The sequence below is a fragment of the Micromonospora sp. MP36 genome (assembly GCF_008119785.1).
Lineage (GTDB): Bacteria > Actinomycetota > Actinomycetes > Mycobacteriales > Micromonosporaceae > Micromonospora.
In genome coordinates this window covers 241,813-267,577 of sequence record NZ_VSFA01000003.1, presented here as the reverse complement: position 1 = coordinate 267,577, position 25,765 = coordinate 241,813, and the positions used below count along the sequence as shown (strand labels likewise).

Sequence of the window (25,765 nt, the reverse complement as noted above, 5' to 3'; positions counted from 1 at the left end):
CAGCAGGGGAACAGCCGGGCTCGTTGTCGCCGACGGCGAGCGAATCAGCCAAGCCTGCTCACCGCCTCGCAGAGGCGAGCAACGACAAGGAAGCAGGAGAGCATGTCGTACCTGTTTGTGTTCAGCCGGTGCCTGCTCGCGCTGGTCTTCCTGGCGTCGGCCGCCAGCAAGCTACGCGGGCGGCCGGCGTTCCGGGCGTTCGCCGACTCGCTGCGGACCATGAACGTGCTGCCGGCGCAGCTGGTCGTCCCGGTCGCGGGCGCGGTGGCGGCGGCCGAGGCGACGGTGCCCCTGCTGCTGGTGCCGCTGCCCGGCGCCGCGGTGGCCACGGTCGGGTTCACGGTGGCGGCGGCGCTGTTGGCGGCGTTCACGGTGGCGATCGCGGTGGTTCTCCATCGTGGTGTGCCGGTGTCCTGCCGGTGCTTCGGTGAAGCCGCGGCGGCTCCGTTCGGCCGGCACCACCTCGCCCGCAACGTCGTGCTGACCGTGGTCGCCGGGCTCGGCGCGTACGCCTCACTCGGCGATCCCGGGGTGCCGATCCGGGCCGCGGTGCTGGCCGTACCGCTGGGCGCGGTGGGCGCGCTCATCGTCGTCCGCCTCGACGATCTCGCGGCCCTGTTCTTGCCGGCCACCGCGTCGGGGAGGCGCGGCCCATCGGGGTGGCGACCTCCGGGGCGGCCGGTCGGGCGGCTGACTCCACCGCTCCGACGCCGACCGGCGGGAGTGTCAAGGACCTGCCGGCGGGGTCATCCGAGCTGACCTGCCGGGTGCGCCGGGCGGACGGTCCGGCGACGGTACGGGTTGGCGTTGCCGCGGGCTCCCACCGGCCGCCGGTTGGGCCGTCGTGGCGGCGAGCGTACCCAGTGGATCGGCCAGCAGGGCCGAGAAGCCGAGTTCGGCGGCGCCGACCAGGGTGGCGTCGTCGCCGAGCGCCGAGGTGTGCAGCCGTACGCGCTCCCTGGCGACCGGCAGCACGTTGGCCGCGATACGGGCGCGGACCTGGCCGGCCGCGCCTGGGTACACGTCGCGCAGCATCCCTCCGAAGATCACAATGCCTGGGTTGAACAGGTTGATCAGGTTCGCCACCCCGATGCCGAGCCAGTCGCCGATGCGGTGCAGGGCGTCGCGGGCCACCGGATCACCGCGGCCGGCGTCGTCGACCACGGCGCGCAGGGCGTCGCGGCCGAACAGTTCGGCGGGCCGTCCGGCGGCGTCGAGCAGGGCCCGCTCGCCGACCTCCGCCTCCAGGCAGCCGCGGGAGCCGCATCCGCAGGGTCGCCCGTCGTACGGGTTCACCACCATGTGCCCGAGCTCGCAGGCGTATCCGCCCTCACCGTCCAGCAGCTTGCCGCCGACGATGATCCCGCCGCCCACGCCGACGTCGCCGTGCAGGTAGATCAGGTTCTGGAAGCCGACACCCGCCCCGCGTTGCTGCTCGGCCACGGCCCCGAGGTGGGCCTCGTTGCCCACCGACACGGGCAGGCCGAGCCCGAGCCGGCGGCTGAGTTCGGCGCCGAACGCCTGGTCCACCCAGCCCATGTCGGGTCCGAAGCGGACCATGCCGTCGCCCGGACGGATCATCCCGCAGTACGAGGCGCTGGCTCCGACGCAGACCGAGTCGGGCGCGGCCACCTCGTGCAGTTGCCGACCGAACCAGGCGAGGACCTCGACCACCCGTTCGAGGTCGGCCCCGGCGCGCGGTCGGGGCGCCCGCCGGCGGTCCAGGACGACCCCGCCCAGCCCGACCCGGGCGGCGACGAGCCAGTCCACGGCGACGTCGAACGCCAGCACGTACACCTGGTGGGACTCGGGGCGGACCAGCAGCGACGGTCGACCCGCTCGCCCGGTGTCGGTCGGCGCCTCCTCACGGACCAGACCGGCGGCGCTGAGTTCCGCGGTCAGCCCCATGATCGTGCTGCGGTTCAGACCCATCCGCCCGGCGAGGACGGCGCGGGAGGCCGAACCGCCCAGGTGGACGTGGCGCAGCAGGGTGCCGAGATTGCGTCGGCGGATCTCGTCCTGGACCAATCCGACCTCCGGCGGTGCGGCGGCGTCGCGGGGTCCCATTATTCCGGCGTCGGGCGGCGCGGGCGTACCTCCGGTGCCGGGTGACCGGTGGCAGTGCGGTGGAGCGCGGTGTTCCGCGAGCCGGCGGGGTGATGCGGGCGCACACCGAAAACCAGATCTGTCTTGACAAAAAAATTTGTCGGTGGGAAGGTGGGGTCATGTTCGACATCGCAGTGATCGAGGACCCGGCGGCGGCCGAGGCGTCGCTGGACCCGATGCGGGCCCGGCTGCTGGCCGCGCTCGCGGAACCGGCCTCGGCGACGATGCTCGCCGCCCGGGTCGGCCTGCCTCGGCAGAAGGTCAACTACCATCTCCGCGCGCTCGAGCAGCACGGCCTGATCGAGCTGGTGGAGGAGCGCCGCAAGGGCAACGTCACCGAACGGGTCATGCGGGCCACCGCGGCGTCGTACGTGATCTCGCCGGCGGCCCTCGCGGCCGTGCGGCCCAACCCGTCCGACGCGCCGGACCGGCTGTCCGCGCGGTGGCTGCTCGCGGTCGCCGCCCGGCTCGTGCACGACGTCGGCGCGCTCATCACCGGCGCGGACCGGGCGAAGAAGCGGGTGGCCACGTTCGCCATCGACGCCACCGTCCGGTTCGCCTCCGCCCGCGACCGGGCCGCGTTCGCCGAGGAACTGGCGTCCACGGTCAGCGCCCTGGTCAGCAGGTACCACGACGAGAACACCCCCGGCGGCCGCGAGCACCGGGTGGTGCTCGCCCTGCACCCCAGCGTCAACCCCACGTCCGGCAACGAATCCGAGGAGTCCTGACATGACCACCACGACCAGCCCGATCATCGCCGCGGCCCGCCCGACCGCCCGTACCGTCAGCGCCGCATCCCGCCGCCGTCGCCGGCGCGCGCTCGGAGTCGCCGCCGCGGTGGGCGCGAACAGCCTGCTCTACCTGGTCGCCCGCGCCGCCGGCGTGGACTTCACGCTCACCGACCCCGGGTCCACCCAGGCGCACCCGCTGATCCTGCCGGAGATCGCCGTGTTCAGCCTGGTCTTCGGGCTGCTCGGGTGGGGCGCCCTGGCGCTGCTCGAACGCGTCACCCGGCACGCCCGGCCGATCTGGGGCGGGCTCGCCGGGACCGTGCTGGCGGCCTCCTTCGTCCCGATCTTCATCGAGCGGGCCACCGTGGACACCCGGCTGATGCTCTGCGTGCTGCACGTCGTGGTGGCGGCCGCGCTGCTGCCGATGCTCCGCCCGGCCGGCACGGCCGCCCGCTGACCCGACCGCGACCTCCCGGCCACCGCCGGCCCGCCGGCGCCGGCCACCGCCACTTCACCCGATTCTCGACGACACCGATCACCGGAAAGGACGCCACATCATGGGACACCACTTCGAGCTGCAGAAGGACATCGAGCTGGCCGCCACCCCCGAGCAGGTGTGGGAGGCGATCGCCACCGGACCGGGTATCGACTCCTGGTTCATGGGCCGCAGCGAGGTGGAGCCGCGCGAGGGCGGCCGCAGCAGCCTCACCATGGCCGGCCACACCGACGAGGCGACCGTCACCGCCTGGGAGCCGGGCAAGCGGTTCGCCATCCGCTCTGAGTTCGGGCAGGAGGGCGGCTTCAACGCCATCGAATACCTGATCGAGGGCCGTGACCAGGGCGCCACGGTGCTGCGGCTGGTCCAGAGCGGCGTCCTGGGCGACAACTGGGAGACCGAGTACGAGGCGATGCAGGCCGGCTGGGACATGTACCTGAGGACCCTCGCCTCGTACCTCGCCCACTTCGCCGGCCGGACCGGTGCCCCGGTCGCCGCGTTCCGCCCCGGGGCCGGGACCCCGGAGCAGGTCTTCGCGGCGGTGGCCGGCGCGTTCGGCATCACCGGCCCGATCTCCGAGGGGCAGCGGGCCCGGCTCACCGTCGACGGCCTGCCGCCGATCGACGGGGTCGTCGACATCGCCGGTCTGCCCACCTACTTCGGCGTTCGCACCGACGACGCGCTCTACCGCTTCCTGCACTCCGGCACCGAACGCGGCAACGCGTTGGTCCTCGGCCACCACATCTTCGCGCCGGACCAGGACCCGGCCCGGGCCGAGCAGGCCTGGCAGCAGTGGGTGAACGCCCTCCCCATCGGCTGACCGGCCGGCGGAACCCCGCCGACAGCGACGATCAGCAGCGGCCGCTTCCCGGACAAACCGGAGAGCGGCCGCTTCCGTCGCCGGCCGCCGGGAAGCCCGTCAAAGCCGACGGTTCATCGACATCGGGTCACCGGCTCCATAGACTCCGGTCTCTCTGCTACCACAAGTCCAGGGAGGACCACGTGTCGAGGAAAACCCGACCGCACGCCATCCCGCAGCTGCTGCCCCGCCTCGCGGGCGTGGCGGCGGTGTCCGCCGCGCTGGTCGCCGCCGGTGGCGCCGCGGCGACCGCGGCGCCGGCCGCCGCGCCCGCACCCACGAAGGGCCCGTGCGCGTACACGCCGACGCCGGACGAGCCGGCGGCCCGGCCGGTACAGCTGCCGCCGGACCCCCGGCACACACCCGACCACGGCACCGTGCGGGTCACCCTGCGGACCAGCCAGGGCCCGATCGGGCTGACGCTCGACCGGGAACAGGCCCCGTGCACCGTGCAGAGCTTCCTGCACCTGGCCCGCCACAAGTTCTACGACCGGACGCCCTGCCACCGGCTCACCGCGTACCCAACTCTGAAGGTGCTGCAGTGCGGCGACCCGTCCGGCACCGGCGAGGGCGGGCCCGGCTACCGGTACGCCGACGAACTGCCCACCGACCTGCCGCCGGCGCCGACCGACCCGACCGGGGTCCGTCGCCTCTACGCCCGGGGCACCCTGGCCATGGCCAACGCCGGCCCGGACACCAACGGCAGCCAGTTCTTCCTGGTGCAGTCCGACTCGGCGCTGCGCCCCAACTACACCGTCTTCGGCACGGTCGACGAGGCCGGGCTGGCCACCCTGGACCGGATCGCGGCCGGCGGGATCGCCGCCACGCCCGAGGACCCGGCGCCGGTCGACGGTGCGCCGGCCCTGCCGGTGGAGATCTCCCTGGCCACTCGGGGGCGCTGACGCCCGACCCGGCGGGGCGGATCCCCGCCCCGCCGGCGAGGTCCCGGGGGCTTCGTCGCCTGCCGCCATGGTGGCGTCACCCCGCCGGCGCAGCTTCCGGCAGGGTGCGGCCGTCGGGACTCTCGGCGGCCGCCGCGGCAGCTTCGTCGTCGAGCGTGGTGATGCGTCGTACCGGTGACAGGATCAGCCACAGGGCGGCGGAGGCGCCGGCGACGCCGGCGAGGACGAGGGTGGGACGCAGTCCGATGGCCGTGCCCAGCCAGCCGCCGATCAGCGCGCCCAACGGCCGGATCCCGTAGTTGACGGTGCTGTACGCGCCGGCTGTGCGTCCCCGGGCGCCGTCGGGCGTGACCTTGGCGATCAGGGCGTTGAGGTTGATGTCCATGAGCATGACGCCGACCGAGGAGACGAACTCCACGCCGGCGAGCAGCGCGATCTTCGCCCCGGTCGGGCCGCTGCCCAGCGCCAGCAGCGCCAGCGGCGCCGGGAAGAGCGCGGTGCCGATGACAGCGGTGCGGCCAACGCCGATCGCCCGGGCCACGCGTGGGGCCAACGCCGCACCGGCCACGCCGCCGAGGGCACCGGCGCCCATGCCGAGTCCGATAGCGCCCGCCGACAGGCCCAGGTCGCGGCTGGCGTAGAGGACCAGCAGCGCCGTCGCGATGAACGTGAAGAAGTTGACGGTGGTGGTGGCGCCGAGGGCGGCGCGCAGCACGCGGTGCCGCAGCAGCAGCGCCAGCCCGTCCCGGATCCGCGTGCGGGCCGACGACCGGGTCGGCGCCGGTGGCACCCCGTCGGTCGGGATGCGCCCGATCAGCAGCGCGGATCCCAGGAACGACAGGGCATCGGCCGCGAGCGCGACGGGCGCGGTCAGGAGCTGCACGAGCGCCCCGCCGAGCGCGGGACCGGCGACGAACGACCCGGCTCGACTCAGGCTGAGTTTGCTGTTGGCGTCGATGTAGGCCGTGCTCGGCACGAGCGTGACGAAGAACGACGGGTACGCCATGGCGAACAGCACCGCGCCGGCACCGGTGAGCACCGCGACGACGAACAGCTGGGCCAGGCTGACCACGTCGAGCAGGTAGGCGACGGGCAGGCTGACCAGCACGGCCGCGCGGATCAGGTCGGCGACGACCAGCAGCCGCCGCTTGTGCGTACGCTGGTCGACCCAGGCGCCGACGAACACGCCGAACAGGTACGGCAGCCAGATCAGGGCGGTGAGCACGCCGACCTGGCCGGGTGTCGCGGCCAGCATGGTGACCGCGATGAGCGGAAGGGCGAGTTCGGTGATGCGGTCGCCGAACTGCGAGATCGCCTGGGCCAGCCAGAACGTGCGGAAGTGCCGGCTGGTGCCGACCGTACCGGGCGGGGCGGCGGTGACCGCGCTCATCCCTCGCTCCGCTCGTCGCCGCCGGGTTCCGGCAGGACGTACTGCAGCAGCCGTACGCCCCGCGCCCCGGCCGGCGCCTCGGCCTCCGGGCGCTGCACGTATCTGGCGATCAGGGCTTCGACGTCGTCGTTGAGCTGCTGCATCTCCTCGGCGGTGAGCATGATCCGGGTGTTGGCCAGGCCGGCGGCTCGCCGCCACTCGGTGTCCAGCCGCGGCTCGTCGTGCAGCAGCCACTGCTGCGGCAGTTCGGCGCTCTGGGCGAACATCTCGCCCTGGAGCTGGCGTGCCGCGTTCTGCCCGTCGGCGTCGTCGGGCAGGTTGAAGCGGAACCCCTTGGCCGCCGCCTGCCACCAGCGCTCGCGCCGGCTGGTCGCCCCGTCCCAGTCGGTCACCAGCCCGAACGAGGCCAGGTGACGCAGATGCCAGCTGACCACCGAGGGGGTGGCACCCACGTGCGGCGACAACTGGGTCGCGGTGGCCGGGCCGTGGCGTTGGAGATGGCCGAGGACGGCCAGCCGCACCGGATGCGCCAGGGCACGCAGCGCCTGCGGGTCGGTGATCTCGAAATCCCCGTACGGATTCTTGAGAGACATGTTTCGAAAGTAGTCTCTCACGTCCTCCTTGGCAACGGTCGAGCTCCCTGCGCCGTCTGTCGGATCCCGGCTACGAGCCGTTCTCGCCGCGCTTCTTCGCCGGCTGTTGGTGGTGGTGGCCGACGATGTGCGGCGAGGCGGCCAGCAGATACACCGCCAGCGTCATCACGATCAGGCCCATGGCCTCGACGGTGAGCGCTCCCGGGGCCAGCCGCAGCGTCCCGCCGAGCACGCCGATGCCGACCGCGATGCCGGCGAGCGGCTCGGCCGCGGCCAGCGGCGGGTAGGCGACGGACAGCGGGGCGAGGTCGTACGCGCTCTGCGCGAGCAGCGTGCCCAGCAACCCGATCAGCACCACGGCGTACGGCTGCCAGCTGGTCAGCAGCGCCAGCAGCCCCTCGGTGAACAGTCGGTGCGAGGCCGACTGGGTCAGCGCCGACTGGAGTCCGAACAGCATTCCCGCCCCGATCGACAGCATCGGCGCTTCCTGATTGGGGCGCAGCCGGCGCGCGGCACGGACGAGCATCCAGGTCAGCGCGCCGATGGCGGCCGCGGCCACGGCCCACTCCCAGGCCGCTACGCCCTCCGGGTTTCCTGGTCCGGGCTGACCCGCCACCAGGAAGGCGACCATGCCGACGGTGACGGCCGTGGCCACCGCCCAGTCGCGGCGCCTGAGGGGGCGCCGGGTCCAGAGCGCCGCGACCGACAGGGCGAACAGCAGGCGCAGCACCAGGACCGGCTGCACCAGCACGACCGAGCCTTGACCGAGGGCGAGGCCACTGAGCCCGCCACCCAGCAGGGTCGCCGCGAGTCCCAGCAGCCACAGCCGCTGCCGGGCGAGATGCCACAGCAGCCCTACATGCAGCGCCAGGCCGTCCGGGGCCTGGAAGGCGACCCGCTGCTGGATGACCGAACCGGTCCCGAGCAGCAGGGCGGCGCCGAGTGCAAGGATGAAGACCACCGAAGGTGGTACCCCTTCCGCACCCTCCGAAGCACCGCTCCCGGCCGGAGCTGCGCGGAACGACTGGCGTGCGGAGTGATCTCACCCATCACGCGTGTGAAGAAGCCGACGAGGCGTCGTGCGGGTGCCGCACTGACGGGATCAGGTGAGGATGTCGTAGATGCCGGCCACCCGCAGCTGCTGCTGCACGAAAGCGCTGAGCTCGCGTACGACCAGCGTCGTGCCGAGCTGCTGGGCGGCCCGGTGGGCGGAGAGCAGGGTCGTCAGGCCGGTGGAGTCGAGGAACGTCACATGCAGCATGTCCACCACCAGCTTCGGCGGACGACGTCGGGTGACCTCGTTCACGACAGCGGACAGCAGTTCGGCGGAGGTGGAGACATCGATCTCGCCACGGACATGGAGCAGCGTGGTGCCGTCCGCCGCGAATGACGTACTGATGGTGAAGTTACTCACGAGTCCCGTGTGCTTTCATCTGTCGACTGCCCCCACTGCTAGCCGTTGTCCCAGCACCCTATGCGCCTGACTGGCCGCTGAGAGATTGTCATCCGGCAACTAGCGCCCCGACCGCGGGACGCCGCGCCGCCTAGGCCGCCGAGGCGGCCCGGTACGGGCAGACCGCCGGGGTGAGCGAGCGGTGGCCGACCCGCCACCGTCCCGGTCTGCGCCACATCGGGTAGGCAGTGGTGCCGTCGGGGAGCGGAAACGGCTGGTCTGCGACGTAGCCGTGCCGCGCGTACAGGTCTCGCTCCGCGACGGTGGTCGCCTCCGTGTAGGCAGGGAGCAGGGCTTGGCCCATGCGGGCGTTGCTCATCGCCAACAGCGTGGCGGCGCGCCTGATCCGGTGGGGATTCGGCGCGACCGTGAAGAACGCCAGATGGTTGTGCGGGTCGGCGGGCCGGTGCGTGTCCAGCACGTCGTCGAGGTGGAGGAAACGGTCCAGGTAGTCGCCGCAGGCGACGGCGAGCCGCTCGCCATACTCGGTCGGGGCTGGCACGAGACCATACCGGTGCAGCCAGACCGCGGCGGCGGACTGGTCCTGCAGGAGATATGCCTCGCCGCAGAGGAGGGCGTGCTCGATCCAGACGCGGATGACGGCGGTGAGCACGTGACGCCGGTGGCGTTCGTCCGGTACGAGCCAGGCGCCGACGGCGCTGCCGGCGAAGGGGCCGACGACGAGGTCGACGATGTCGGGGATGTCCTGCCACCGGGCGCGGCGGACGGGCGGTGTGTGCACGAAGTTCTCCTGGTTGCTGATGGTCGGCGGCGTTCGGGTGCTGGGCGTGGCCGTCATCGCGGCCCGGAGCACCGGGGGGATGCCTGACTTTCGGGGCCCGTCGGCGAGGCCGTCCGGCTCGCCGCCGTGATGGGACGAACGCTCCCGAAGGCGACCGGGACGGGCGTGGCCGACCGATGCGGGGCCTCGGGCGGCGATGGCTGGTCCGCCGGTGCGGTAACTGGTGCTCGCGGCGGCGATCAGCGAGCGGATGCGTACCCGCGCCCAAGCGAGTTCACGCCCGGTCCCGCTCCGCCGGCGGTGACCCGGGTGTTCAGGCGGGTCTGGGGTCCGGTTGCTGCGCGCGCTCCGCGAGCGCGTCGCACCCACCGACGCACAGTTCGAGTGGGTGCAGGTCCGGGGCACTGACGGACGGGTAGGCGTCAGCCGGGGCGCCGGGGCCTGCGGGGGCGGAGCCGCTGGCGGCGGTGCGGGCCGGACCGGCGGGCGCCACGCCGGGGCCGTGGCCCGGCTCGCCCGGCCACCACGCCTGCGCCGCCGCATTCCCTGCCGGCTCGCCGCGACCCGCTGACGGCGATCTCCGTTCCGGCGACGGGGGCACCGGGTAGCCGGCGACCACGGGCGCCTCCGGGCGGGCGATCGTGGCGGGCGCGGTGACCGGCGGCGCGCCGGCGGACGCGGTCGGCGGCGTGGTCGCGACCGGATCGCCGGGCGGCGGCGTGGGTGCGGCGGGTGCGCCGATGATCGGCCGGGTCAGGTCGAGCATCGGGTCCAGGGCGGGAGGCAGGACGTCCACGATCGGCTCGGCCACCGGCCCGACGACACTGCGGACCGGGTCCAGCAGCCCGGTCCCGGAGATCGCCGCGACGACGGGCGAGGCGAGGTCCACGACCGGACCCGTCACCGGCGCGGCCGCCGCGACGACCGGGTCCACGGCCGGACGGACCGTGGCCTGGGGCGCGCGGCGTACCGGCGGCACCGCCGGCCGGTCACGCACCGGCGCCTGCCGGGCTGCCGGCCGCTGGTGCCTGCTCGGGACGGGCGCGTCGGACCGGCCGCGCCACTTAGCCAGGTGGGCGGCCCTCGGGTCGCTCGCGCCGCCGACGCGGGCCGCCTCACCCTCTGGGCGTGAGTCGGGCGGCGCGGGTGGCGTGCCGACCGGGAAGATGCTGAGGATGCGATCCGCGTCGTCGAGCAGGTCGCCGAGGAGGCACGGCCGAGCCGGCGCGGCAGCCTGAGCCGGATCGTCCGCGACCGTGTCGCCCAGGCCCCACGCGGCCAGCACGCCACCGAGCAAGAGGATGCCGCGCAGCGTCCACCGGGTCAGTCGACCTCGACACCGCGACAAAGGGCACCTCCGGAGGGAGCAGCTCTGCTCACGCCAAGGCCCGATTGTGCCTGGCGTGACCGTCCGGACACCGTCCGACACACGGCATGGCTGATTGCCATGGCTGTTTCCGGGTACGCAGGCGGGTCTTGACGAGTCGAGGGAGGCCCGATGAGTGACACCGGCGGAGGCCGTGCGGGCGGACGGGGCGCACCGGCCGAACGCCTGGCGGCGGACGTTACCGAGGTGGTCCGCGAGGAGGTGCGGGCGGTCCGGGCACAACTGGCGGACGCCGCGCGCCCGGCGGGTGTCGGTTTCCTGCTGCTGGCCGCCGCCGGTGGGTGCGTGGTGCTGGGGATCGGGGCGGCCTCGACCACCACGCTGCGCATGCTGGAGGCGCTGCTGCCGCGCAGGTTGGCGGCGGCGGGACTGACGGCCGGCTACCTCGCGGCGGCCGCGTTCCTCGGCAGCCTCGGCCTGCAGCGGCTGCGGGCGGCCGGCGGCAGCTCCGCCCGGCTGGCCGATCAGGTCGGGAATGCCGTGTCGAGCACCGCCGGTCGGGTGATGCCCGCCGGGACCGCCGCCGTCCGGGAGGGTTGGGAGCGGTGAGACGTGCGACGCCGTGAACGCCGGGAGCGGCCGTCGATTGGCTGACGCAGGGGAGGGAGCTGGCATGGGGGATAAGCACGAGCAGGCGGAACAGATGCGGCCCGAGGTGCCGTCGACCGTCGCCCGCTCCGACGACAAGGCGGTGCGGACGTACAAGAAGACGCTGGAGTCCGCCGAGGAGACCTACGGCGACGGGGAGCGGGCGCACCGGACCGCGTTCGCGTCGTTGAAGCACACCCACGAAAAGGTCGGTGACCACTGGGAACCGAAGGAACACAAGGGGCCGTCGGACCCGCAGGCGGCGCTGGGCACGCCGGTGTCCGCCGAACGGCGGCGACCCACCGCGCAGGGCGTGGACGTCAACGCCAGCAAGGGCCACCTCGACGAGGTGGCCCGGAAGGTCGGCATCGAGGACCCGGAGAACCTGAACAAGGACGACCTGGTCCGGGCGATCGAGAAGGCGAACGCCCGCGCCACCGCCCGGGCCCGCAAGCGCTGAGCCGTGCGGCGGGAGGCCGGCCGGGCTACAGCCGCAACCGGGTGGCGCGGTCGTACGTGTCGGCCGGGTCCTCGCCCTCGGTGAGGTCGAGGTCCTCGACGACCCGTCCGTCGTTGAGGCGGATCAGCCGGTCGCAGCGGGCGGCGATGGCCCGTTCGTGGGTGGCCAGCAGGATCGTCATGCCGTGCCGGTCGCGCAGGTCGAGCAGCAGGTCGAGGATCTGGCCGCCGGTCGTCGAGTCGAGGTTTCCGGTCGGCTCGTCGGCCAGCAGCAGCCGGGGCGCGCCCATCAGCGCGCGGGCGATGGCCACCCGCTGCTGCTGGCCGCCGGAGAGTTGGGCGGGCAGGGCCCGCTCCCGGCCGGCCAGTCCCACCGCGTCCAGGAGTTCCCGGGCTCGCGCGGCGTGATCGCCCCGCCCTCGCAGGGGAAGCACCGGCGCGATCACGTTGTCCAGCACGGTGAGCGCCGGCAGCAGGTGGTAGCGCTGGAAGACGAAGCCGACCCGCTGCCGGTAGCGGGCCAGGGCGGCGCGGCGCAACGCGGTGACCTCGACGTCGTCCACCGTCACGGTGCCCTGGTCGGCCTGCTCGATCGCGCCGATCATGTGCAGCAGGGTGGACTTGCCGGAGCCGCTCGGCCCGGTCAGCGCCACGACCGAGCCCGGTGCGATCTCCAGCGACACGTCGTCGATCGCGGTGAGCCGCTCGGTGCCGGTGCGGAACTGCCGGACCAGCCCGGACGTCCGGACCGCGCTGCCGGTGGTCGCGTCCATGGTCACTCCTCTGCGAGTAGTCGTGCGGTGGGGAGGCGGTGCAGCAGCGCTGCCGGGACGAGCGCGGCGAGGCAGGTGACCAGCATCCCGGCCAGCGCCACGGCGGCCGTCACCAGCGCCAGCGACGAGGGCAGCTCGCCGACCAGCCAGGCCGCCCCGCCCAGGCCCAGGCCCGCGCCGGCGAGCGCGCCGAGCGCGCCGAGCAGCAGCCCCTCGTACCCGATCAGGCGGCGCAGCGCCGCGTCGGTCCAGCCGGTGGCGCGCAGCGTGGCCAGTTCGGCGGCGCGGTCGCGGATGTTCAGGTAGAGCACGTCGGCGACCGCGGCCGCCCCGAGCAGCACCGTCGCGACCGCCGCCATGGCGTCCGCGCCACGCACGCTCAGCGACACGGTGTCGCCGAGCAGGCTGCCGACGATGGCGCCGCGGAAGGCGTACGCGGCGGCGGCGACCACGGTCAGCGCGGCCACCCCGATGGCCAGCGCGCCCGCGCCGAGCAGGGTGCGCCCGGGCGTGCGCACCAGGTTCACCAGGGCCAGGCCGGGCAGCGAGCGCGGGCGGCGTACCCAGCGGGCGGTGGCCACCGGCGGGCGCAGCGCGGCGGCCGGGTGGGCGCGTGCGGCCCGCAGCGCCGGCGCCAGGCCCGCGACCAGCGCCAGCAGCAGGGCTACCGGTACGGCGAGCAGCGCCCGCCGCCAGTCGACGACGATGTCCAGCGCGGCACCGAGCGGGAACGCCAGGCCGACCGCGAGCAGCCCGGCGGCCAGCCCCAGCGCGGTGACCTCACCGAGGATCAGCGCCCCGATCCGGCGGGCCGGCCAGCCGAGGCAGGCGAGCACCGCCAGCTCGGGTCGGCGGTCCCGGACCGCGGCGGAGACCGCGTTGCCGAGGAAGAGCACGCAGACCACCAGCACCAGCAGGAAGAGCGCGGCGCTCTTGCGGTCGACGGCCTTGACGATGACGGAGGCCACCCCGAGCGCGGACCAGTTCTCGGTCAGCCGCAGCTCCGGCCGGCCGAACGCGCCGGCGGGCAGCTCGACGGCCTGCGGGGCGGGCGACGAACCGAGGGTGATGTCGACGTCCAACCCGGTGGCCTGGGCGATGCGCTCGGCGATCAGGCGGACCCGCTCGGCCGAGCGTTCGCTGTAGCCGTGCACGTCGGCGACCCGGACCCGGATGGCGCTGATCGGTGCCTGGAGCTGCGGGCTGGTGCCGCCCTTGAGCAGCTCCGGCACGCTGGCCAAGTTGGTGAGCAGCAGGGGCGGGGCCGAGAGGTAGCCGGCCGGGTTGCCGCTCGGCTCCAGCGGCTGCCCGCCGAGCGTCGTACGGCTGCGCGCGTCGGCGCCCTCGGCCACCGGCGGCTCGTACGTCTCCAGGGGCACCTTGCCCAGATCGCTGAACCCGGTCAGCTTCTCCGGATCGAACGCCCCCACCGCCCGCCAGAGCCGGAACGCGTTCGGATCCTTCGGCAGCGCCAGTGGTCGTCCGGCGCGCGAGCCGCGGTCGTCGGCCAACCAGGGGCGGGCCAGCGGGTTGCCCGTGAACCGTGCCCCGTACAGGTCCGGCGCGACGGGCGGTTGCGCGGCGGCGCGCAGGGTGCCATCGGGCGACCGTTCGTACCGCACCTCACCGGACTGCAGCAGGTTCTGCAGTTGGCCGACGCAGCATCCGGTCCTGCTGAGCCCCGCGGCGAGCGTGGCACGGTGCCCGTCCGCCACGGTGGATCGGCCGTCGCCGGTGGGAATGCCAGCACTGCCGGCCAGCGTCTTCTCCAGGTCCAGCGCCGGCACGCCAGCGGGACTGACGCCCGGCAGCCGGGTGAGGCGGGCGGTCAGGGCCTCGTCGATGAAGGGCCTGGCGGTGAGCAGGACCGGCAGTTCCCGGTTGACTCCGGCGCCAGCTCTGGTCTCGGTGATCGTGTCGTCGGTGCGGATGGCGCGGCCCGCGGTCACCGCGTCGGAGAGGCCGACGAGGCGTTGCTCGGCGGCGGGGTCCACAGCGGCCAGCAGGAACGGCACGGTCAGGTCGTACGCCATGACGAGCCGGTCCGAGGTAGTCGTGGTGCCGTCGCCGTCGGTCGTGAGGACGCCGCGGGAAGCCTCGAACCGGCCGTCGGGCAGCAGCCGGACGACGTCGACCCACCAGTCCGCGCGTTCCGAGTAGGTCCCTGGTTCCCCGATCAGCGCCCATCTCGGGTCGCACACTGGCAGTGACCGCCCGTCCGGCAGCACCTCCCGCGGAACGGGTCCGCACGCCTCGTCGTAGGGATAGGACCGACCGTCCGAGTACGGTGCCGACCGGCTGTCGAATTCCACGGTGAGGCGGGGGTAGATGAGCGGGTTCTTCGTGACGTACACGTAGCGGGGCTTGCCCGGCGCGGCGGAGAGGCCACGTTCGGCGACGAAGGTCGGGTCGACCCGGATCACCTGGCGCGCGAGCGACCGGTCCACCGCGTCGGTCAGGTCGATCGGGGTCGGCACGGCAGTGGTGGAGTATCCGAGCATGGCGATGGGTGCCGCCACGTCGACCCCGGCGACCGCCTTGACCTGGTCGTACTGGGCGGTGGTGATGCCGCCGTAGAGCCCGGAGAGGTAGTTGGGGCGGACCAGCCCGCGTTCGGCCTCCAGGGGCGTGCGGGTCCCCTTCGGACGGACCAGGATGTCGTACGCGGCCCGGGTGCTCCGCTCCACCGTGCCGGTGACGTTCAGCCGGGAGGTGGTGGTGGCGCCGGTCAGGACGACGAAGCCGGTGGTGGCCACCAGCACGCCGACCAGCAGCGCCACCGACCGTCCCGCACGGTCGCGCAGCTGTCTCCAGACGAAGTTGAGCATGTCGCGCCTCCCCGTGTGCTGCTCCACACTCTGCGCGATACATTGTGACAATGCAAGACCCGACGGGCCGGACACGTCCGGACCGGATTGGAGGCAACGGTGGCGATCCAGCACGCCGTCCTGGCCCTGCTCGCCCGAGGCCCCAGCTACGGCTACGAGCTGAAGGGCGCCTTCGAGGCGGCGGTCGGCCCACAGTGGGGGCCACTCAACATCGGCCACCTCTACCAGATCCTCGACCGGCTCTCCCGCGACGGCCTCGTGGTCGCCGAGCGGCAGCCCCAGCCGGTCAAACCCGACCGGGTCGTCTACGAGATCACCCCGGCCGGCCGCACCGAACTGGACCGGTGGCTCACCGAGCCCAGCCCCCGCAGCGGCGGGTTCCGCGACGACTTCTTCCTCAAGGTCACCGCCGCGGCCCGCTCGGGTGACGCGGGGACCGTCCGGACCGTGCTCGGCAACCAGCGCGGCCACCTCATGCGGGAGCTGCGCAACCTGGACGGGCTGCGCCGCAAGACCGACGACCCGGTGGTCCGGCTGCTCCTCTCGGCCGCCACCCGGCACGTCGAGGCCGACCTCGCCTTCGTCGACGACGCCGAGTCGGCCCTGCTCGGCGACGGCGGGGCACTGCTCGCCACGCTGGCCGCCGAACCCGTCCCGACGCCCGCGGCCGGGACCGGGACGCGGGCGCACGGCGCCGGCGAGTCCCGCGCCGCCGGCTGAGCTCGACCGTCAGCGGATCACCACGGACCACCGTTGCGTGCCGTCCGCCCACAATGGTGTCGAGAGGTGGACATCTGCCGGCACATGGCCTTCGACGAGCTGGAGTCCACCCGATAGGAACGGCCGACCGTCAGGCGAGGCGTTCGATGGTGGCGGGGATCAGGCCGTGGCCGCGTGCCACCCCGATGAGTTGGCGGAGCACCCAGGGCAGCCCGTCGCCGCCGGCCGGCTCGGCGGTCACGTCGAGACACCAGGCGATGCCGCCGCCGACGCGCCGCAGGTCCCAGCGGACGTTCGTGTCGTTGACCCGGAGCCGCCCGGTGCCGACCACGCCGGGTCGCGCCCCGTCCGGGTCGTCCAGCCGGAGCAGCGCGCCCAGCCGGGCCAGCCGGCGGTCGTCCAGCTCGCCGGCGAAGAGGATCCGGTGCACGTCCGGGCCGGCGCTCAGTCGCAGCGGCGCGCCGGTGGCCAGCGGAACGTCGTCACGGAACCGGTCGCGCAGCTCGTCCTCGTCGGGCAGGTTGCCGCCGCCGAGCCGGCGGTAGGTCGCCTCGGCGGTGGCCCGGTCGACCGCCGCCAGCCGGGCGCGCAGCCGCGGATCGGTGCGGACCGCCCGGGCGTACGCGGCCGAACTCCACCAGCCGCCGTCGGCCGGTGTCCAGCCGGCGCTGCGCAGCCGTGCCGCGGAGAGGTCGTCGGCCAGGACGAACTCCTCGACTAGCAGCCCCGTCGCCTCGACCTCATCCGCCTCGGCCTGCAGCAGGTAGTAGTCGAGCGTGGCGCTGCCGGGGTGCCGGAGGGCGGTTTCAGCGGTCATTTCGGGACCGTATCCGCTGCGGCCGCCGATCGCGGGCAGGACACGACGGCACAGCGGCAGCCCGTCCCCGCGACGCGTCGCCGCCGGGGACGGGCTGCCGGTGGGTCAGGAGTTCTCGCTGGCGGTGCGGTAGCGCTCGACCTCGGACCACACCGACGACATGCCGGCCAGGCAGCGGTCGAACACCCGGGCGTGCTCCAGGTAGGCGGCCCGGTCGGGCCCCGGGTGCACGCACAGGTCGTCCTCGTCGTTGACCGTCCACGGCGGCACGTCGTGGCCGAGGGCGCCCGGCAGCAGCGAGGCGACGCCACGGGCGCCGAGTTCGCTGGTGAGCTGCCGCCGGACCGGACGGCCGAGCACGTCCGCGAAGATCTGCGCCCACACCGTGGAGCGCGCGCCGCCACCGGCCAGCCGCCACGGCCGGTCACCGACGTCCGCGCCGCTGGCCAGCACCCGGTCGAGCTGCACCCGGTGGTACTGCGCGACCCCCTCGATCACCGCGCGGGTTAGGTGCCCACGGCGGTGGTTGCTGGAGATGCCGAGGCAGGTGCCGGACGCCGACGGATGCTCGGGCGAGCCGTTGACGAACGGCAGGAACAGCAGGCCGTCCGCGCCCGGCGGCACCGCGGCCGCCTCCTGCAGCAGCTCCGCCGCGGCGACGCCGCCGGTCTGCTGGTGCGGGACCCCGGCGCAGGCCAGCCACTCGAGGTTCGCCGCCGACGTCGGGGCCACCTCCATGGCCAGCATCGTGGCCGGGTCCGGCATGAACGCGCTGAGCGTCACCTCCGGGGCGGGCGTGCCCGCGGGCACGACCACCCCGTTGATCGCCCAGGTGCCGACGATGATCGTCCCGTCGCCGAGTTCCCGGCCCCCCGCGCCGAGGGTGGCCGCCACGCAGTCCATGCACCCGGCGATCACCGGTAGGCCCTCGGGCAGCCCGGTGCGGGCGGCGGTCGCCGCGCTCAGTCCCGCGACCACCTCGTCGGACCGGCGCAGCGGCGGGAACCGGTCGAGGTCGGTGGCGGGCAGGCCGACCAGTTCGAGCGCGGTCGGCGTGTAGGCGCGGGTGTCGAGCGCGACCATGCCGAACGCGCTGGCGTCGCTGTAGTCCGCGCTGGCCACTCCGGTGAGCTGCGCGGTGACCCAGTCTTTGCAGGACAGCACCCACCGGGTGGCCGTGTAGCTGGCCGGCTCGGCGTCCCGCAGCCAGCGCAGCAGGACGGCGGGCTGGGCGGCCCACGGGATCGAGCCGGTCTCCCGGGCCAGCCGGCGGGCCCCCTCCGCCGGGATCGCCTGGACGATGTGCTGTGCCCGGCTGTCCGACGAGGCGATGGCCGGCCCGATCGGGCGCAGGGACCCGTCGACCGGGTAGATGCCGTTGCCGTGCGCGGCCACGCCGATGCCCGCCGGGGCGTACCCGTCGGCGGCCAGCTTGCCGCCGACCTCGGCGAGCAGCGCCAGCACCGTGTCCGCCAGCGCGGTCATGTCGACCTCGTGGCGGTGGGCGGTCACGCTGGTGCGCGGGGTGCGGGCGTGTACGACGGCCAGCTCGTTCCCGACGACGTCGAAGGCGGCCACCTTGGTGGCGGTGAGACCGACGTCGACCCCGAGGTAGCAGGTGTGCGGAATCGTCACGACGTCCTCCTGTCGCTCGTTCCGGTCGCCGGGGCGAGGTCCAATCCGCGGGGGCGGAAGCGCCGCAGCTCCGCCCGGTAGGCGGCCACCTCCGCGTCGGCCCGCTCGCGGTCCCAGCCGAGGTGCCGTACGGCGACGTCCGCGCAGGTCAGGGCCGTCGACACCGCCATGTCGGGGCCGAGGCCGACCAGCGTACGGCGCAGCAGCACGTCGGCCAAGGTCACCGCCCGTTCCTCGCGGAAGGCCATGACCACCTCGGCGGCCACCGCCCCGGTCCGCTCGTCCACGACCTCGGCCAGGGCCGGGTCGGCGACGGCGAGTTCGAGCACCCGACGGGCCCGGACTCCGTAGATGTCCAGCAGCCGGGCCGACTGGGCCGGGGTGAACGGGGTGGCCGACCGCGGGAAGTCCGCACGGAAGGCGTACCAGTCGGGGGTGTCGGCACCGGGCAGCGGCCGGGTCCGGGTGGTGCACCGCTGCCGAGGCCGGCCGAGCACCTTCATCGCCTCGTCGGTGGCGTCCTCGGCGAGGGCGCGGTGGGTGGTCAGCTTGCCGCCGATGATCGTCAGCAGCCCCTGGTACGCGGGCGCGTGGTTGAGCACGGTGTGCCCGCGGCTGATCTTGGCGTTGTCCGACACGCCGGCCGTGTAGGGCAGCGGCCGGATCCCGGCGACGCTGTAGAGCACGTCGTCCGGGGTGAGGCCGGCCTGGGGGAACAGCCGGTTGGCCTCGGTGAGCAGGTAGTCGATCTCGGCGTCGCTGGCGACCACCTCGTCCAGGTCCCCGTCGTACGTGAGGTCGGTGCTGCCGAGGACGTACCGGCCCTCCCACGGGAAGATGAAGATCGGTCGCTGGTCCGCCGCGGCCTCGAAGAAGATGCAGGTGTCCGGGGCGCCCGGGAACGGGTCGATGATGATGTGGCTGCCCTTGGTGCCGCCGTTGAGGCGCCGGCTCTCGACCTGGCCGTCGAGGATCCGGTCGATCCACGGCCCCGCCGCGTTGATGGTGAGCCGGCCGCGGATCTCCCCCTCATGCCCGGACCGGTCGTCCCGGATACGCACCCCGTGCACCCGCCGGTCCTCGACGATCAGCCCGGTCACCGTGGTGTAGGTCAGCACCCGCGCGCCCAGCCGCTCGGCGTCCAGCAGCAGCTCGACGCAGAGGCGCTCGGCCCACGGCACCTGGGCGTCGTTGAACAGCACGCCGCCGCGCAGACCGGTGCGGGACAGGTGGGGCCAGCGCCGGCTGATCGCCCGGGCGGACAGGCCCCGGCTGCGCCCGCGCCCCCGACCCACGGCCAGCACGTCGAACGCGGCCAGGCCGAGGCGGATCAGCGGTCCCGGTCGGCTGTCCCCGGCGTAGAACGGGATGAGCATGGGGTAGTCGTGCACCAGGTGCGGCGCGGTGCGGAACAGCAGGTGACGTTCGCGGATGGACTCGTGCACCAGGGTGAAGTCGTAGCGTTCGAGGTACTTGAGGCCGCCGTGGATGAGCCGGCTGGAGGTGGCCGTGGTGCCGGCGCCGATGTCCCCGCGGTCGACCACGACGACGCTCAGGCCCCGGCTGGCGGCGTCTCGGGCGATGGCGAGGCCGTTGACGCCGGCGCCGATGATCACGAGATCGACGATGTCACCGGCGTCGGTCTGGGGGTGTGACATGAGGAGCTCCCGGAGATGCGGGGTGCGGGCCCCGGGGACCCGCACCCCTGGCGATGATCAGGACGCGGAACCGGCCGACCGCTCCCGGAACAGCTCGTAGGCGTCCTCGGGCTTGGCGTCGTCGTGCACCACGGCGCGGATCGCGGCCAGCATGGCGGCCGGGTGCTCGCTCTGGAAGATGTTGCGGCCCATGTCGACGCCCGCGGCGCCCTCCTGCATCGACCGGTACGCCATGGTCAGCGCGTCGAGCTCGGGCAGCTTCTTGCCGCCGGCCACGATGATCGGCACCGGGCAGCTGGCGGTCACCGACTCGAAGCCCTCGTTGACGTAGTACGTCTTGACGATGTGGGCGCCCATCTCCGCGCTGATCCGGGTGGCGAGCCGGAAGTAGCGGGCGTCGCGGACCATGTCCTTGCCCACGGCGGTGACGCCCAGCACCGCGATCCCGTGCCGCTGCCCGGCGTCCACCAGCGCGGCCAGGTTCGCCACGGACCGGGACTCGTGCTCCCCGCCGATGAACACCTGGATCGCCAGCGCCGCCGCGTTGAGCCGCACCGCGTCCTCGATGTCCAGGGCGATGTGCTCGTCCGAGAGGTCCTTCAGCACGCTCGGGCCGCCGCTGGCCCGCAGCACGATGCCGGCGCTGCTGTGCGACGGGATGCTGGTACGCAGCGCGCCGCGGGTCATCATGATCGCGTCGGCGTCCGGCACGAGCGGGGCGATGTTGGTGTCGATCCGCTCCAGGCCGGCCATCGGCCCGAGGAAGTAGCCGTGGTCGAAGGCCAGCATCACGGTACGGCCGTTGTCGGGTCGGAAGATCCGGGACAGCCGGTTCTGCAGGCCCCAGTCCTGCGCGTGGGCTCCCTTGACGTGGAAGCCGGTGGCCGTGGGGGCGGTCCCGCCGAAGTCGCGGGCGTCGAGCAGACCGTCGGTGTCAGCCATTGCTGTTCTCTCCTGTGCTAGTTCCAGCGGTGGTCGCGGCCGCGGGTCGCAGCCGTCGACGGGATCGGGTGGTCGCGCCGGGGTTGCGGAGCGTTCCGCCCCCGGCGAGGAAGAGGACGAAGAGCACCAGGCCGCCCTTGAGCAGGTTCTGCGCGGCCGTGTTCCAGCCCACGAGGTTGACCAGACCGTCGAGCAGGATGAAGAAGAGCGCGCTGCCCCAGATGCCGACCGGCACCGCCCGGCCGCCCGAGATGAGCGTGCCGCCGATGACCACGACGGCCACCGAGTCGAGCAGGTAGCGCGTGCCCAGGTCGGGCGAGGGCGCGATGTAGGCGGCGAGCAGCGCGCCGGCCAGCCCGGCGAGCGCGCCGCTGGCCAGGTAGGTGATGGCGATGACCCGGGCGACCGGGACGCCAGCGCGTTCCGCGGCCGGCCGGCTCTGGCCGACCGCGAGCAGCGAGCGCCCGTACGTGGTGCGCCGGAGCAGCGCCACCACCAGCGCGGTCAGCGCGGCCACCGCGACGGCCAGCACGGGTACGCCGGCCGGGCGCAGGTTGAGCAGCCGGCGCAGCCCGTCGTCGGGCACCGCGGTGAAGCCGTCGGCCAGCGACAGGGTCAGCGACGAGGCGATCAGCCCGGCGGCCAGGGTGGCGATGATCGGCGGGACGGACAGTCCGAGGATCGCCACCACGCTGACCACCGCGACCGCCAGCCCGGTCCCGATGCCGGCCAGGATGCCGACCGGCACCGATCCGGTCGTCGCGGTCACCTGGACCGCGACGAACCCGGCGAGCGAGATGATCGGCGCCACCGACACGTCGATGTTGCCCGGCCCGGCGGTGATCACCAGCATCTGGCCGAGGCCGACGATGACCAGGTACGGGGCCAGGGACAGGGCGAGCGAGACGGTCTGCCCGCCGCCCTGGTTGGAGATGGCCAGGATCAGGACCCAGACCAGCGCGGCGGCGGCGAAGCCCCAGATCCAGGGGCGGGCGAGCGTACGGAGGGTCATCGGAGCACCTTTCCGACCACGACGCGGCCGGCGAGCACGGCCAGCACGATCACGCCCTGCACGGCCGACTGCATGTTCGACGGCACGTCGAGCAGGCTGAGGACGACACTGACCAGGCCGAGGGTGATGCCGCCGATGGCGACGCCCCATGGCACGGCGGTGCCGCCGGCGAAGGAGCCGCCGCCGAGGATCACCGCGGCGACCGTGATCAGCGTGTAGCTGCTGGCGGACGAGACGTCCCCACCGCCGGTCTGCGAGGCGAGCACCAGCCCGGAGAGCACGCCGAGCCCCCCGGCCACGGCGTACGCGACGACCCGCGCGGCCAGCGGTCGCAGGCCGGCCCGTTGCAGCGCGACCGGGTTGCTGCCCAGCGCGCGGACCCGCACCCCGACGGAGCTGCGGGCGGACAGCAGCCAGACCAGCGCGGCGACGGCGAGGATCGGCAGCAGCGGGGCGGGGAACCCGGCCGGCTGCCAGGAGCCGAAGCTGGCCAACCACTCCGGGGTGCTCCCGCCCGGGGTGGGCAGGAGGAACAGCCCCAGCCCCAGCCAGACGAACGAGGCGCCGAGGGTGGCGATCAGCGACGGCACCCGGCGCAGGTGGATCAGCGCGCCGAGCACCGCGTACGCGGCGACGAGGCCGAGCAGCAGCAGCGCGCCGGTGCCGGGGGAGGAGACCAGCTTCGTGGCGGTGATGACGGTGACCAGGCCGACGAAGTTGCCGATGCCGAGGTCGATGTCACCGACCGCCATCAGCACCATCTGGGCCTGGGCCGCGATGACCAGGGGAACGGTGGTCGAGAGGACCAGCGCGAGACCAGGGACGGTCAGCACCTCGGACTGCAGCGACGAGCAGACCGCGATCATGGCCACCATGGCGACCGCGCTGACCATGGCCGGTCCGGTGCGGCGCCACCCGGCCCGCGAGGGCAGTGCGCTCGCGACGAGGTTCGTCATCGCTGTGCTCCTGTGGACTCGGATTCGGCGAAGGAGACGGCGATGATCCGTTCCTCGGAGATCTCCGCGCCGGTCAGCTCGGCGACGACCCGGCCGGCGCGCAGCACGTACACCCGGTCGCAGTGCGCCATCTCGGCGTTCTCGCTCGAGTACCAGACCACGCTGCGGCCACCGGCCGCCTCCTGCCGGATGAGCGTGTAGAGGTCGGTCTTGGTGTGCACGTCGACCCCGCGGAACGGGTCGTCGAGCAGGACCAGGTCAGCCGTGGAGGCGAACGCCCGGGCCACGATGACCTTCTGCTGGTTGCCGCCGCTGAGCTCGGTCATGCCCGCGTCGGCGCCGCCGCGGATGGCCAGCCGGTCCACCCAGTCGCGGACCGCGACGTCCTCGGCGCCGGTGCGGCGTACGCCGTACCGGGCCAGGCCGCGCATCGCGGTGACGATGAGGTTCTCCGCCACGGACCACAGCGGCAGGACGCCGGAGCGCTGCCGGTCACCGGGCACGTACGCGCGGGTGCCCGCGACCGTGGTGTCCCGCCGCACGGGGCGCCACAGCCGTTCCAGCACCTGCTGCTGGCCCTGGCCGGCGAGCCCGGCCAGGCCGACGACCTCGCCCCGGCCCACCGTGATCGACACGTCGTGCAGGCCGTGGCCGGTGGCGCCGCGCAGGGTGGCGACGACCGGCCGCTCGCCGGCGGCCCGGGCGGGCGCGGGTGTGGCGGTGGGTTCCACCACCTCGGCGCCCATCAGGGCGAGCACGTCCTGCTCGCCGAGGCCGGCCGCCGGGCGCTCGGCGACGACCGCGCCGTCGCGCATCACCGCGACCCGGTCGGCGACCGAGAGCACCTCCCGGATCCGGTGCGAGATGAGCAGGACGGCCGTGCCCTGGGCGGTGAGCCGGCGGACGTACGCGTAGAGCGACCGCGCGGCGTCCGGGCCGAGCGACTCGGTCGGCTCGTCCAGGATCAGCAGCTCGAGCCGGTCGACCAGGCTCGCCCGGACGATCTCCACCATCTGCCGCTGGGCGAGCGAGAGGTCCTCGATCCGGTCCCGCGGCGCCACCCGGTGGCTCGGGAACATCTCGTCGAGCCGGCGGGCGACGGCCCTGCTGGCCGCCCGCCGCCAGCCCAGGCGGGGCAGGCAGTGCCGGGAGGAGACCCAGATGTTCTCGGCGACGGTGAGGTCCGGGCAGAGCGACGTCTCCTGGTAGGCCATCCGCACGGCGCGAAACGGGCCGGTGCCCGGCGCCACGTCCCGCGACGCCTCCTGCCCGCCCACGGTGACCGTGCCCTCGTCGCAGGCTTCGAGGCCGGCGAGGACGCGCATCAGCGTGCTCTTGCCGGCGCCGTTGTGGCCGACGAGGCCGAGCACCTCACCGGCGCGGACGTCGAGGTCCACGCCGGTGAGGGCCCGGGTGCGCCCGTACGTCCTGGTCACCCGCCGTGCGGTGACGACCGGGGGTGCCGGGGACGGCGTCCGGTCGCCCTGCGGCGGGGCCGCGTGCGACCCCACCGGCAGGTTGTCGACGTGCATGATGCGCTCCTTGGTCGCGGTCGGGTCAGCCGGCGGCCGTCGGGATCGGCGGCTGCACCGGGGCCGCGCCGCTCTTCACGGCCTCGACCTGCTGACGGAACAGCTCCTGCGTCCACGGCCAGGCGGCGTACTCGTCGGGCTTCAGCACGCCGGCCCACGCGGCGACGTCCTTCTGCTCCACCAGCACGATCGGGAAGGTCATTTCCTTCGGGACGTCCTTGCCGTCGAGCAGGTCGATCGCCTCCCACAGCGCGGCGACCGACTGGCCCGGGTCGGACATGACCGCGACCGAGCCGTTGTCGAGCTTGCTGTCCTGCCAGTACTTCAGCGCGCGGCCGTTGGTCTCGAAGGTGACGGCCGGGACCGGCTTGCCGGCGGTGGGGAAGGCCTGGGCGACGCCGTAACCGTCACCGCAGCCGATGACCCCGTCGACTTTCGGCACGCTCGACAGCACCCCGAGCACGGCCTTCTGCGCCTTGGCGCCGTCGCACATCCCGTTGACGGTCGCGGCGACCTTGACGTCCGGGTTCTTGGCCAGGATGTCCTGCGTGGTCTGGTACATCTCCGCCTCGGGCTGGGAGCCGACCACGCCTCGGCTGACGATGACCGTGCCCTTGCCGCCGATGCCCTTGACCAGCGGCTCGGCCGCGGCCGTCGCCCAGTCCTTGAAGCTGTTGAGCAGCACGTGGGCGCAGGGGGCGTCGATCGCCGAGTCGAAGACGACGACCTTGATGCCGGCGTCGCAGGCCTGCTGGATGACGGGCTTGAGCGCGGTCGGCGACGCCGGGTCGATCAGCAGCGCGTCCGGCTTCTGCAGCAGCAGGCTCTTGATCTGCGCGACCTGCTCGGTGGCGGAGTTCTCGCCGGGGGCGTTGACGACCTTGAACTTGCTGATCAGCCCGTCGTTCTGGGCCTTGGTGGCGGCGGCCTCGAACTTGGCGATCATCGTCTGCCGCCAGCCGTTGCCGATGAATCCGTTGCTCAGCGCGATGAACGGCTTGTCGCCGCTCTTGGCGTTGCCGCCGCTCGCGCCGGAGCCGCAGCCGGTCGCGGTGACCGCGACGGCCGCGACGAGCGCGGCCGCGACGGCGGTGCGCCGTCGCCGGGACGGGGGATGGGTACGCATGGTGGGGGCCTCCAGAGAGAGCGAAAACCCGCCGGGGCGGGAGTGGACGTGCTCAGTCAG

At 73.8% G+C, this 25,765-nt stretch carries 25 protein-coding genes; 8 read left to right on the top strand and 17 right to left on the bottom strand.

Going from position 1 to position 25,765, the window contains the following annotated elements; translation table 11 throughout:
* Positions 1–102: 102 nt before the first annotated feature.
* On the top strand, positions 103–759 hold the full coding sequence (locus FXF52_RS06290; protein WP_148794305.1) for a MauE/DoxX family redox-associated membrane protein: 657 nt from the start codon (positions 103–105) through the stop codon (positions 757–759).
* Here FXF52_RS06290 and FXF52_RS06285 read toward each other — a convergent pair.
* Positions 727–2,067: an ROK family transcriptional regulator gene (locus FXF52_RS06285; protein ID WP_148794303.1), complete on the bottom strand. Its 1,341-nt coding sequence runs from the start codon at positions 2,065–2,067 to the stop codon at positions 727–729. The genes FXF52_RS06290 and FXF52_RS06285 overlap by 33 nt on opposite strands.
* 158 nt (positions 2,068–2,225) lie before the next feature.
* Here FXF52_RS06285 and FXF52_RS06280 point away from each other — a divergent pair, with 158 nt between their 5' ends.
* The 4 genes from FXF52_RS06280 (at position 2,226) to FXF52_RS06265 (ending at position 5,094) form a co-directional block, all read left to right on the top strand.
* Positions 2,226–2,834, top strand: coding sequence for a helix-turn-helix domain-containing protein (locus FXF52_RS06280; RefSeq protein WP_187413347.1), 609 nt, complete (start codon positions 2,226–2,228; stop codon positions 2,832–2,834).
* A 1-nt stretch (position 2,835) separates the two neighbouring features.
* The gene (locus FXF52_RS06275; protein ID WP_148794301.1) at positions 2,836–3,294 is read left to right on the top strand and encodes a DUF6069 family protein; all 459 of its coding nucleotides are present in this window, start codon (positions 2,836–2,838) and stop codon (positions 3,292–3,294) included.
* A gap of 100 nt (positions 3,295–3,394) precedes the next feature.
* Positions 3,395–4,153 (top strand): SRPBCC domain-containing protein, encoded by a 759-nt coding sequence (locus FXF52_RS06270; RefSeq protein ID WP_148794299.1) that lies wholly within the window; start codon positions 3,395–3,397, stop codon positions 4,151–4,153.
* Between the two features lie 182 nt (positions 4,154–4,335).
* Complete coding sequence (locus tag FXF52_RS06265; protein WP_148794297.1) at positions 4,336–5,094, top strand: peptidylprolyl isomerase; 759 nt, start codon at positions 4,336–4,338, stop codon at positions 5,092–5,094.
* Positions 5,095–5,170: 76 nt separating this feature from the next.
* Here the strand turns inward: FXF52_RS06265 and FXF52_RS06260 are convergent, their stop codons facing one another.
* The 6 genes from FXF52_RS06260 to FXF52_RS06235 form a co-directional block, all read right to left on the bottom strand.
* Complete coding sequence (locus tag FXF52_RS06260; protein WP_148794295.1) at positions 5,171–6,484, bottom strand: MFS transporter; 1,314 nt, start codon at positions 6,482–6,484, stop codon at positions 5,171–5,173.
* A complete protein-coding gene (locus FXF52_RS06255) occupies positions 6,481–7,077 on the bottom strand; it encodes a helix-turn-helix transcriptional regulator (RefSeq protein ID WP_148794293.1) in 597 nt (198 codons plus the stop codon). Before FXF52_RS06255 ends, FXF52_RS06260 begins: the two co-directional genes overlap by 4 nt.
* Positions 7,078–7,147: 70 nt before the next feature.
* Positions 7,148–8,038 carry a DMT family transporter gene (locus FXF52_RS06250; protein WP_148794291.1) on the bottom strand — a complete coding sequence of 297 codons (891 nt, stop codon included), beginning with the start codon at positions 8,036–8,038 and terminating at the stop codon, positions 7,148–7,150.
* Between the two features lie 141 nt (positions 8,039–8,179).
* Entirely contained in the window at positions 8,180–8,491 is a 312-nt protein-coding gene (locus FXF52_RS06245; RefSeq protein ID WP_148794288.1) for an STAS domain-containing protein, read from the bottom strand.
* Between the two features lie 130 nt (positions 8,492–8,621).
* Positions 8,622–9,272: a hypothetical protein gene (locus FXF52_RS06240; protein ID WP_148794286.1), complete on the bottom strand. Its 651-nt coding sequence runs from the start codon at positions 9,270–9,272 to the stop codon at positions 8,622–8,624.
* Positions 9,273–9,585: 313 nt separating this feature from the next.
* Positions 9,586–10,557 carry a hypothetical protein gene (locus FXF52_RS06235; protein WP_148794284.1) on the bottom strand — a complete coding sequence of 324 codons (972 nt, stop codon included), beginning with the start codon at positions 10,555–10,557 and terminating at the stop codon, positions 9,586–9,588.
* A 213-nt stretch (positions 10,558–10,770) separates the two neighbouring features.
* Here FXF52_RS06235 and FXF52_RS06230 point away from each other — a divergent pair, with 213 nt between their 5' ends.
* Together FXF52_RS06230 and FXF52_RS06225 are read left to right on the top strand one after the other, a co-directional pair.
* Positions 10,771–11,208 carry a phage holin family protein gene (locus tag FXF52_RS06230; RefSeq protein WP_148794282.1) on the top strand — a complete coding sequence of 146 codons (438 nt, stop codon included), beginning with the start codon at positions 10,771–10,773 and terminating at the stop codon, positions 11,206–11,208.
* Between the two features lie 64 nt (positions 11,209–11,272).
* Positions 11,273–11,707 (top strand): ChaB family protein, encoded by a 435-nt coding sequence (locus FXF52_RS06225; protein WP_255471765.1) that lies wholly within the window; start codon positions 11,273–11,275, stop codon positions 11,705–11,707.
* 25 nt (positions 11,708–11,732) lie between these two features.
* Here the strand turns inward: FXF52_RS06225 and FXF52_RS06220 are convergent, their stop codons facing one another.
* Positions 11,733–12,479: an ABC transporter ATP-binding protein gene (locus tag FXF52_RS06220; RefSeq protein ID WP_148794281.1), complete on the bottom strand. Its 747-nt coding sequence runs from the start codon at positions 12,477–12,479 to the stop codon at positions 11,733–11,735.
* 2 nt (positions 12,480–12,481) lie between these two features.
* A complete protein-coding gene (locus FXF52_RS06215; protein WP_148794280.1) occupies positions 12,482–15,307 on the bottom strand; it encodes an FtsX-like permease family protein in 2,826 nt (941 codons plus the stop codon).
* A gap of 99 nt (positions 15,308–15,406) precedes the next feature.
* Between FXF52_RS06215 and FXF52_RS06210 the strand changes: the two genes are divergently transcribed.
* Positions 15,407–16,027, top strand: coding sequence for a PadR family transcriptional regulator (locus tag FXF52_RS06210; RefSeq protein WP_187413346.1), 621 nt, complete (start codon positions 15,407–15,409; stop codon positions 16,025–16,027).
* A gap of 130 nt (positions 16,028–16,157) precedes the next feature.
* Here the strand turns inward: FXF52_RS06210 and FXF52_RS06205 are convergent, their stop codons facing one another.
* From FXF52_RS06205 to FXF52_RS06170, 8 genes are all read right to left on the bottom strand, one after another.
* Positions 16,158–16,844 (bottom strand): hypothetical protein, encoded by a 687-nt coding sequence (locus FXF52_RS06205; protein WP_148794278.1) that lies wholly within the window; start codon positions 16,842–16,844, stop codon positions 16,158–16,160.
* Positions 16,845–16,949: 105 nt separating this feature from the next.
* Positions 16,950–18,479: an FGGY-family carbohydrate kinase gene (locus FXF52_RS06200; RefSeq protein WP_148794277.1), complete on the bottom strand. Its 1,530-nt coding sequence runs from the start codon at positions 18,477–18,479 to the stop codon at positions 16,950–16,952.
* Positions 18,476–20,137, bottom strand: coding sequence for a glycerol-3-phosphate dehydrogenase/oxidase (locus tag FXF52_RS06195; RefSeq protein ID WP_148794276.1), 1,662 nt, complete (start codon positions 20,135–20,137; stop codon positions 18,476–18,478). The genes FXF52_RS06200 and FXF52_RS06195 overlap by 4 nt, the downstream gene beginning before the upstream one ends.
* A gap of 57 nt (positions 20,138–20,194) precedes the next feature.
* Complete coding sequence (lsrF, locus tag FXF52_RS06190; RefSeq protein WP_148794275.1) at positions 20,195–21,079, bottom strand: 3-hydroxy-5-phosphonooxypentane-2,4-dione thiolase; 885 nt, start codon at positions 21,077–21,079, stop codon at positions 20,195–20,197.
* Positions 21,072–22,091, bottom strand: a complete 1,020-nt coding sequence (locus tag FXF52_RS06185; protein WP_148794274.1) for an ABC transporter permease — start codon at positions 22,089–22,091, stop codon at positions 21,072–21,074. Before FXF52_RS06185 ends, lsrF begins: the two co-directional genes overlap by 8 nt.
* Positions 22,088–23,047, bottom strand: coding sequence for an ABC transporter permease (locus FXF52_RS06180; protein WP_148794273.1), 960 nt, complete (start codon positions 23,045–23,047; stop codon positions 22,088–22,090). The genes FXF52_RS06185 and FXF52_RS06180 overlap by 4 nt, the downstream gene beginning before the upstream one ends.
* Positions 23,044–24,579 carry a sugar ABC transporter ATP-binding protein gene (locus FXF52_RS06175; RefSeq protein ID WP_148794272.1) on the bottom strand — a complete coding sequence of 512 codons (1,536 nt, stop codon included), beginning with the start codon at positions 24,577–24,579 and terminating at the stop codon, positions 23,044–23,046. The genes FXF52_RS06180 and FXF52_RS06175 overlap by 4 nt, the downstream gene beginning before the upstream one ends.
* Positions 24,580–24,604: 25 nt before the next feature.
* Complete coding sequence (locus FXF52_RS06170; RefSeq protein ID WP_148794271.1) at positions 24,605–25,705, bottom strand: ABC transporter substrate-binding protein; 1,101 nt, start codon at positions 25,703–25,705, stop codon at positions 24,605–24,607.
* Positions 25,706–25,765 lie beyond the last annotated feature (60 nt).

Excerpts from the sequence above, each read along its gene's own strand:
- FXF52_RS06290 (WP_148794305.1), top strand. The coding sequence starts at position 103 with ATGTCGTACCTGTTTGTGTTCAGCCGGTGCCTGCTCGCGCTGGTCTTC.
- FXF52_RS06285 (WP_148794303.1), bottom strand. The coding sequence starts at position 2,067 with ATGGGACCCCGCGACGCCGCCGCACCGCCGGAGGTCGGATTGGTCCAG.
- FXF52_RS06280 (WP_187413347.1), top strand. The coding sequence starts at position 2,226 with ATGTTCGACATCGCAGTGATCGAGGACCCGGCGGCGGCCGAGGCGTCG.
- FXF52_RS06275 (WP_148794301.1), top strand. The coding sequence starts at position 2,836 with ATGACCACCACGACCAGCCCGATCATCGCCGCGGCCCGCCCGACCGCC.
- FXF52_RS06270 (WP_148794299.1), top strand. The coding sequence starts at position 3,395 with ATGGGACACCACTTCGAGCTGCAGAAGGACATCGAGCTGGCCGCCACC.
- FXF52_RS06260 (WP_148794295.1), bottom strand. The coding sequence starts at position 6,484 with ATGAGCGCGGTCACCGCCGCCCCGCCCGGTACGGTCGGCACCAGCCGG.
- FXF52_RS06255 (WP_148794293.1), bottom strand. The coding sequence starts at position 7,077 with ATGTCTCTCAAGAATCCGTACGGGGATTTCGAGATCACCGACCCGCAG.
- FXF52_RS06230 (WP_148794282.1), top strand. The coding sequence starts at position 10,771 with ATGAGTGACACCGGCGGAGGCCGTGCGGGCGGACGGGGCGCACCGGCC.
- FXF52_RS06225 (WP_255471765.1), top strand. The coding sequence starts at position 11,273 with ATGGGGGATAAGCACGAGCAGGCGGAACAGATGCGGCCCGAGGTGCCG.
- FXF52_RS06220 (WP_148794281.1), bottom strand. The coding sequence starts at position 12,479 with ATGGACGCGACCACCGGCAGCGCGGTCCGGACGTCCGGGCTGGTCCGG.
- FXF52_RS06215 (WP_148794280.1), bottom strand. The coding sequence starts at position 15,307 with ATGCTCAACTTCGTCTGGAGACAGCTGCGCGACCGTGCGGGACGGTCG.
- FXF52_RS06205 (WP_148794278.1), bottom strand. The coding sequence starts at position 16,844 with ATGACCGCTGAAACCGCCCTCCGGCACCCCGGCAGCGCCACGCTCGAC.
- FXF52_RS06195 (WP_148794276.1), bottom strand. The coding sequence starts at position 20,137 with ATGTCACACCCCCAGACCGACGCCGGTGACATCGTCGATCTCGTGATC.
- lsrF (WP_148794275.1), bottom strand. The coding sequence starts at position 21,079 with ATGGCTGACACCGACGGTCTGCTCGACGCCCGCGACTTCGGCGGGACC.
- FXF52_RS06185 (WP_148794274.1), bottom strand. The coding sequence starts at position 22,091 with ATGACCCTCCGTACGCTCGCCCGCCCCTGGATCTGGGGCTTCGCCGCC.
- FXF52_RS06180 (WP_148794273.1), bottom strand. The coding sequence starts at position 23,047 with ATGACGAACCTCGTCGCGAGCGCACTGCCCTCGCGGGCCGGGTGGCGC.
- FXF52_RS06175 (WP_148794272.1), bottom strand. The coding sequence starts at position 24,579 with ATGCACGTCGACAACCTGCCGGTGGGGTCGCACGCGGCCCCGCCGCAG.
- FXF52_RS06170 (WP_148794271.1), bottom strand. The coding sequence starts at position 25,705 with ATGCGTACCCATCCCCCGTCCCGGCGACGGCGCACCGCCGTCGCGGCC.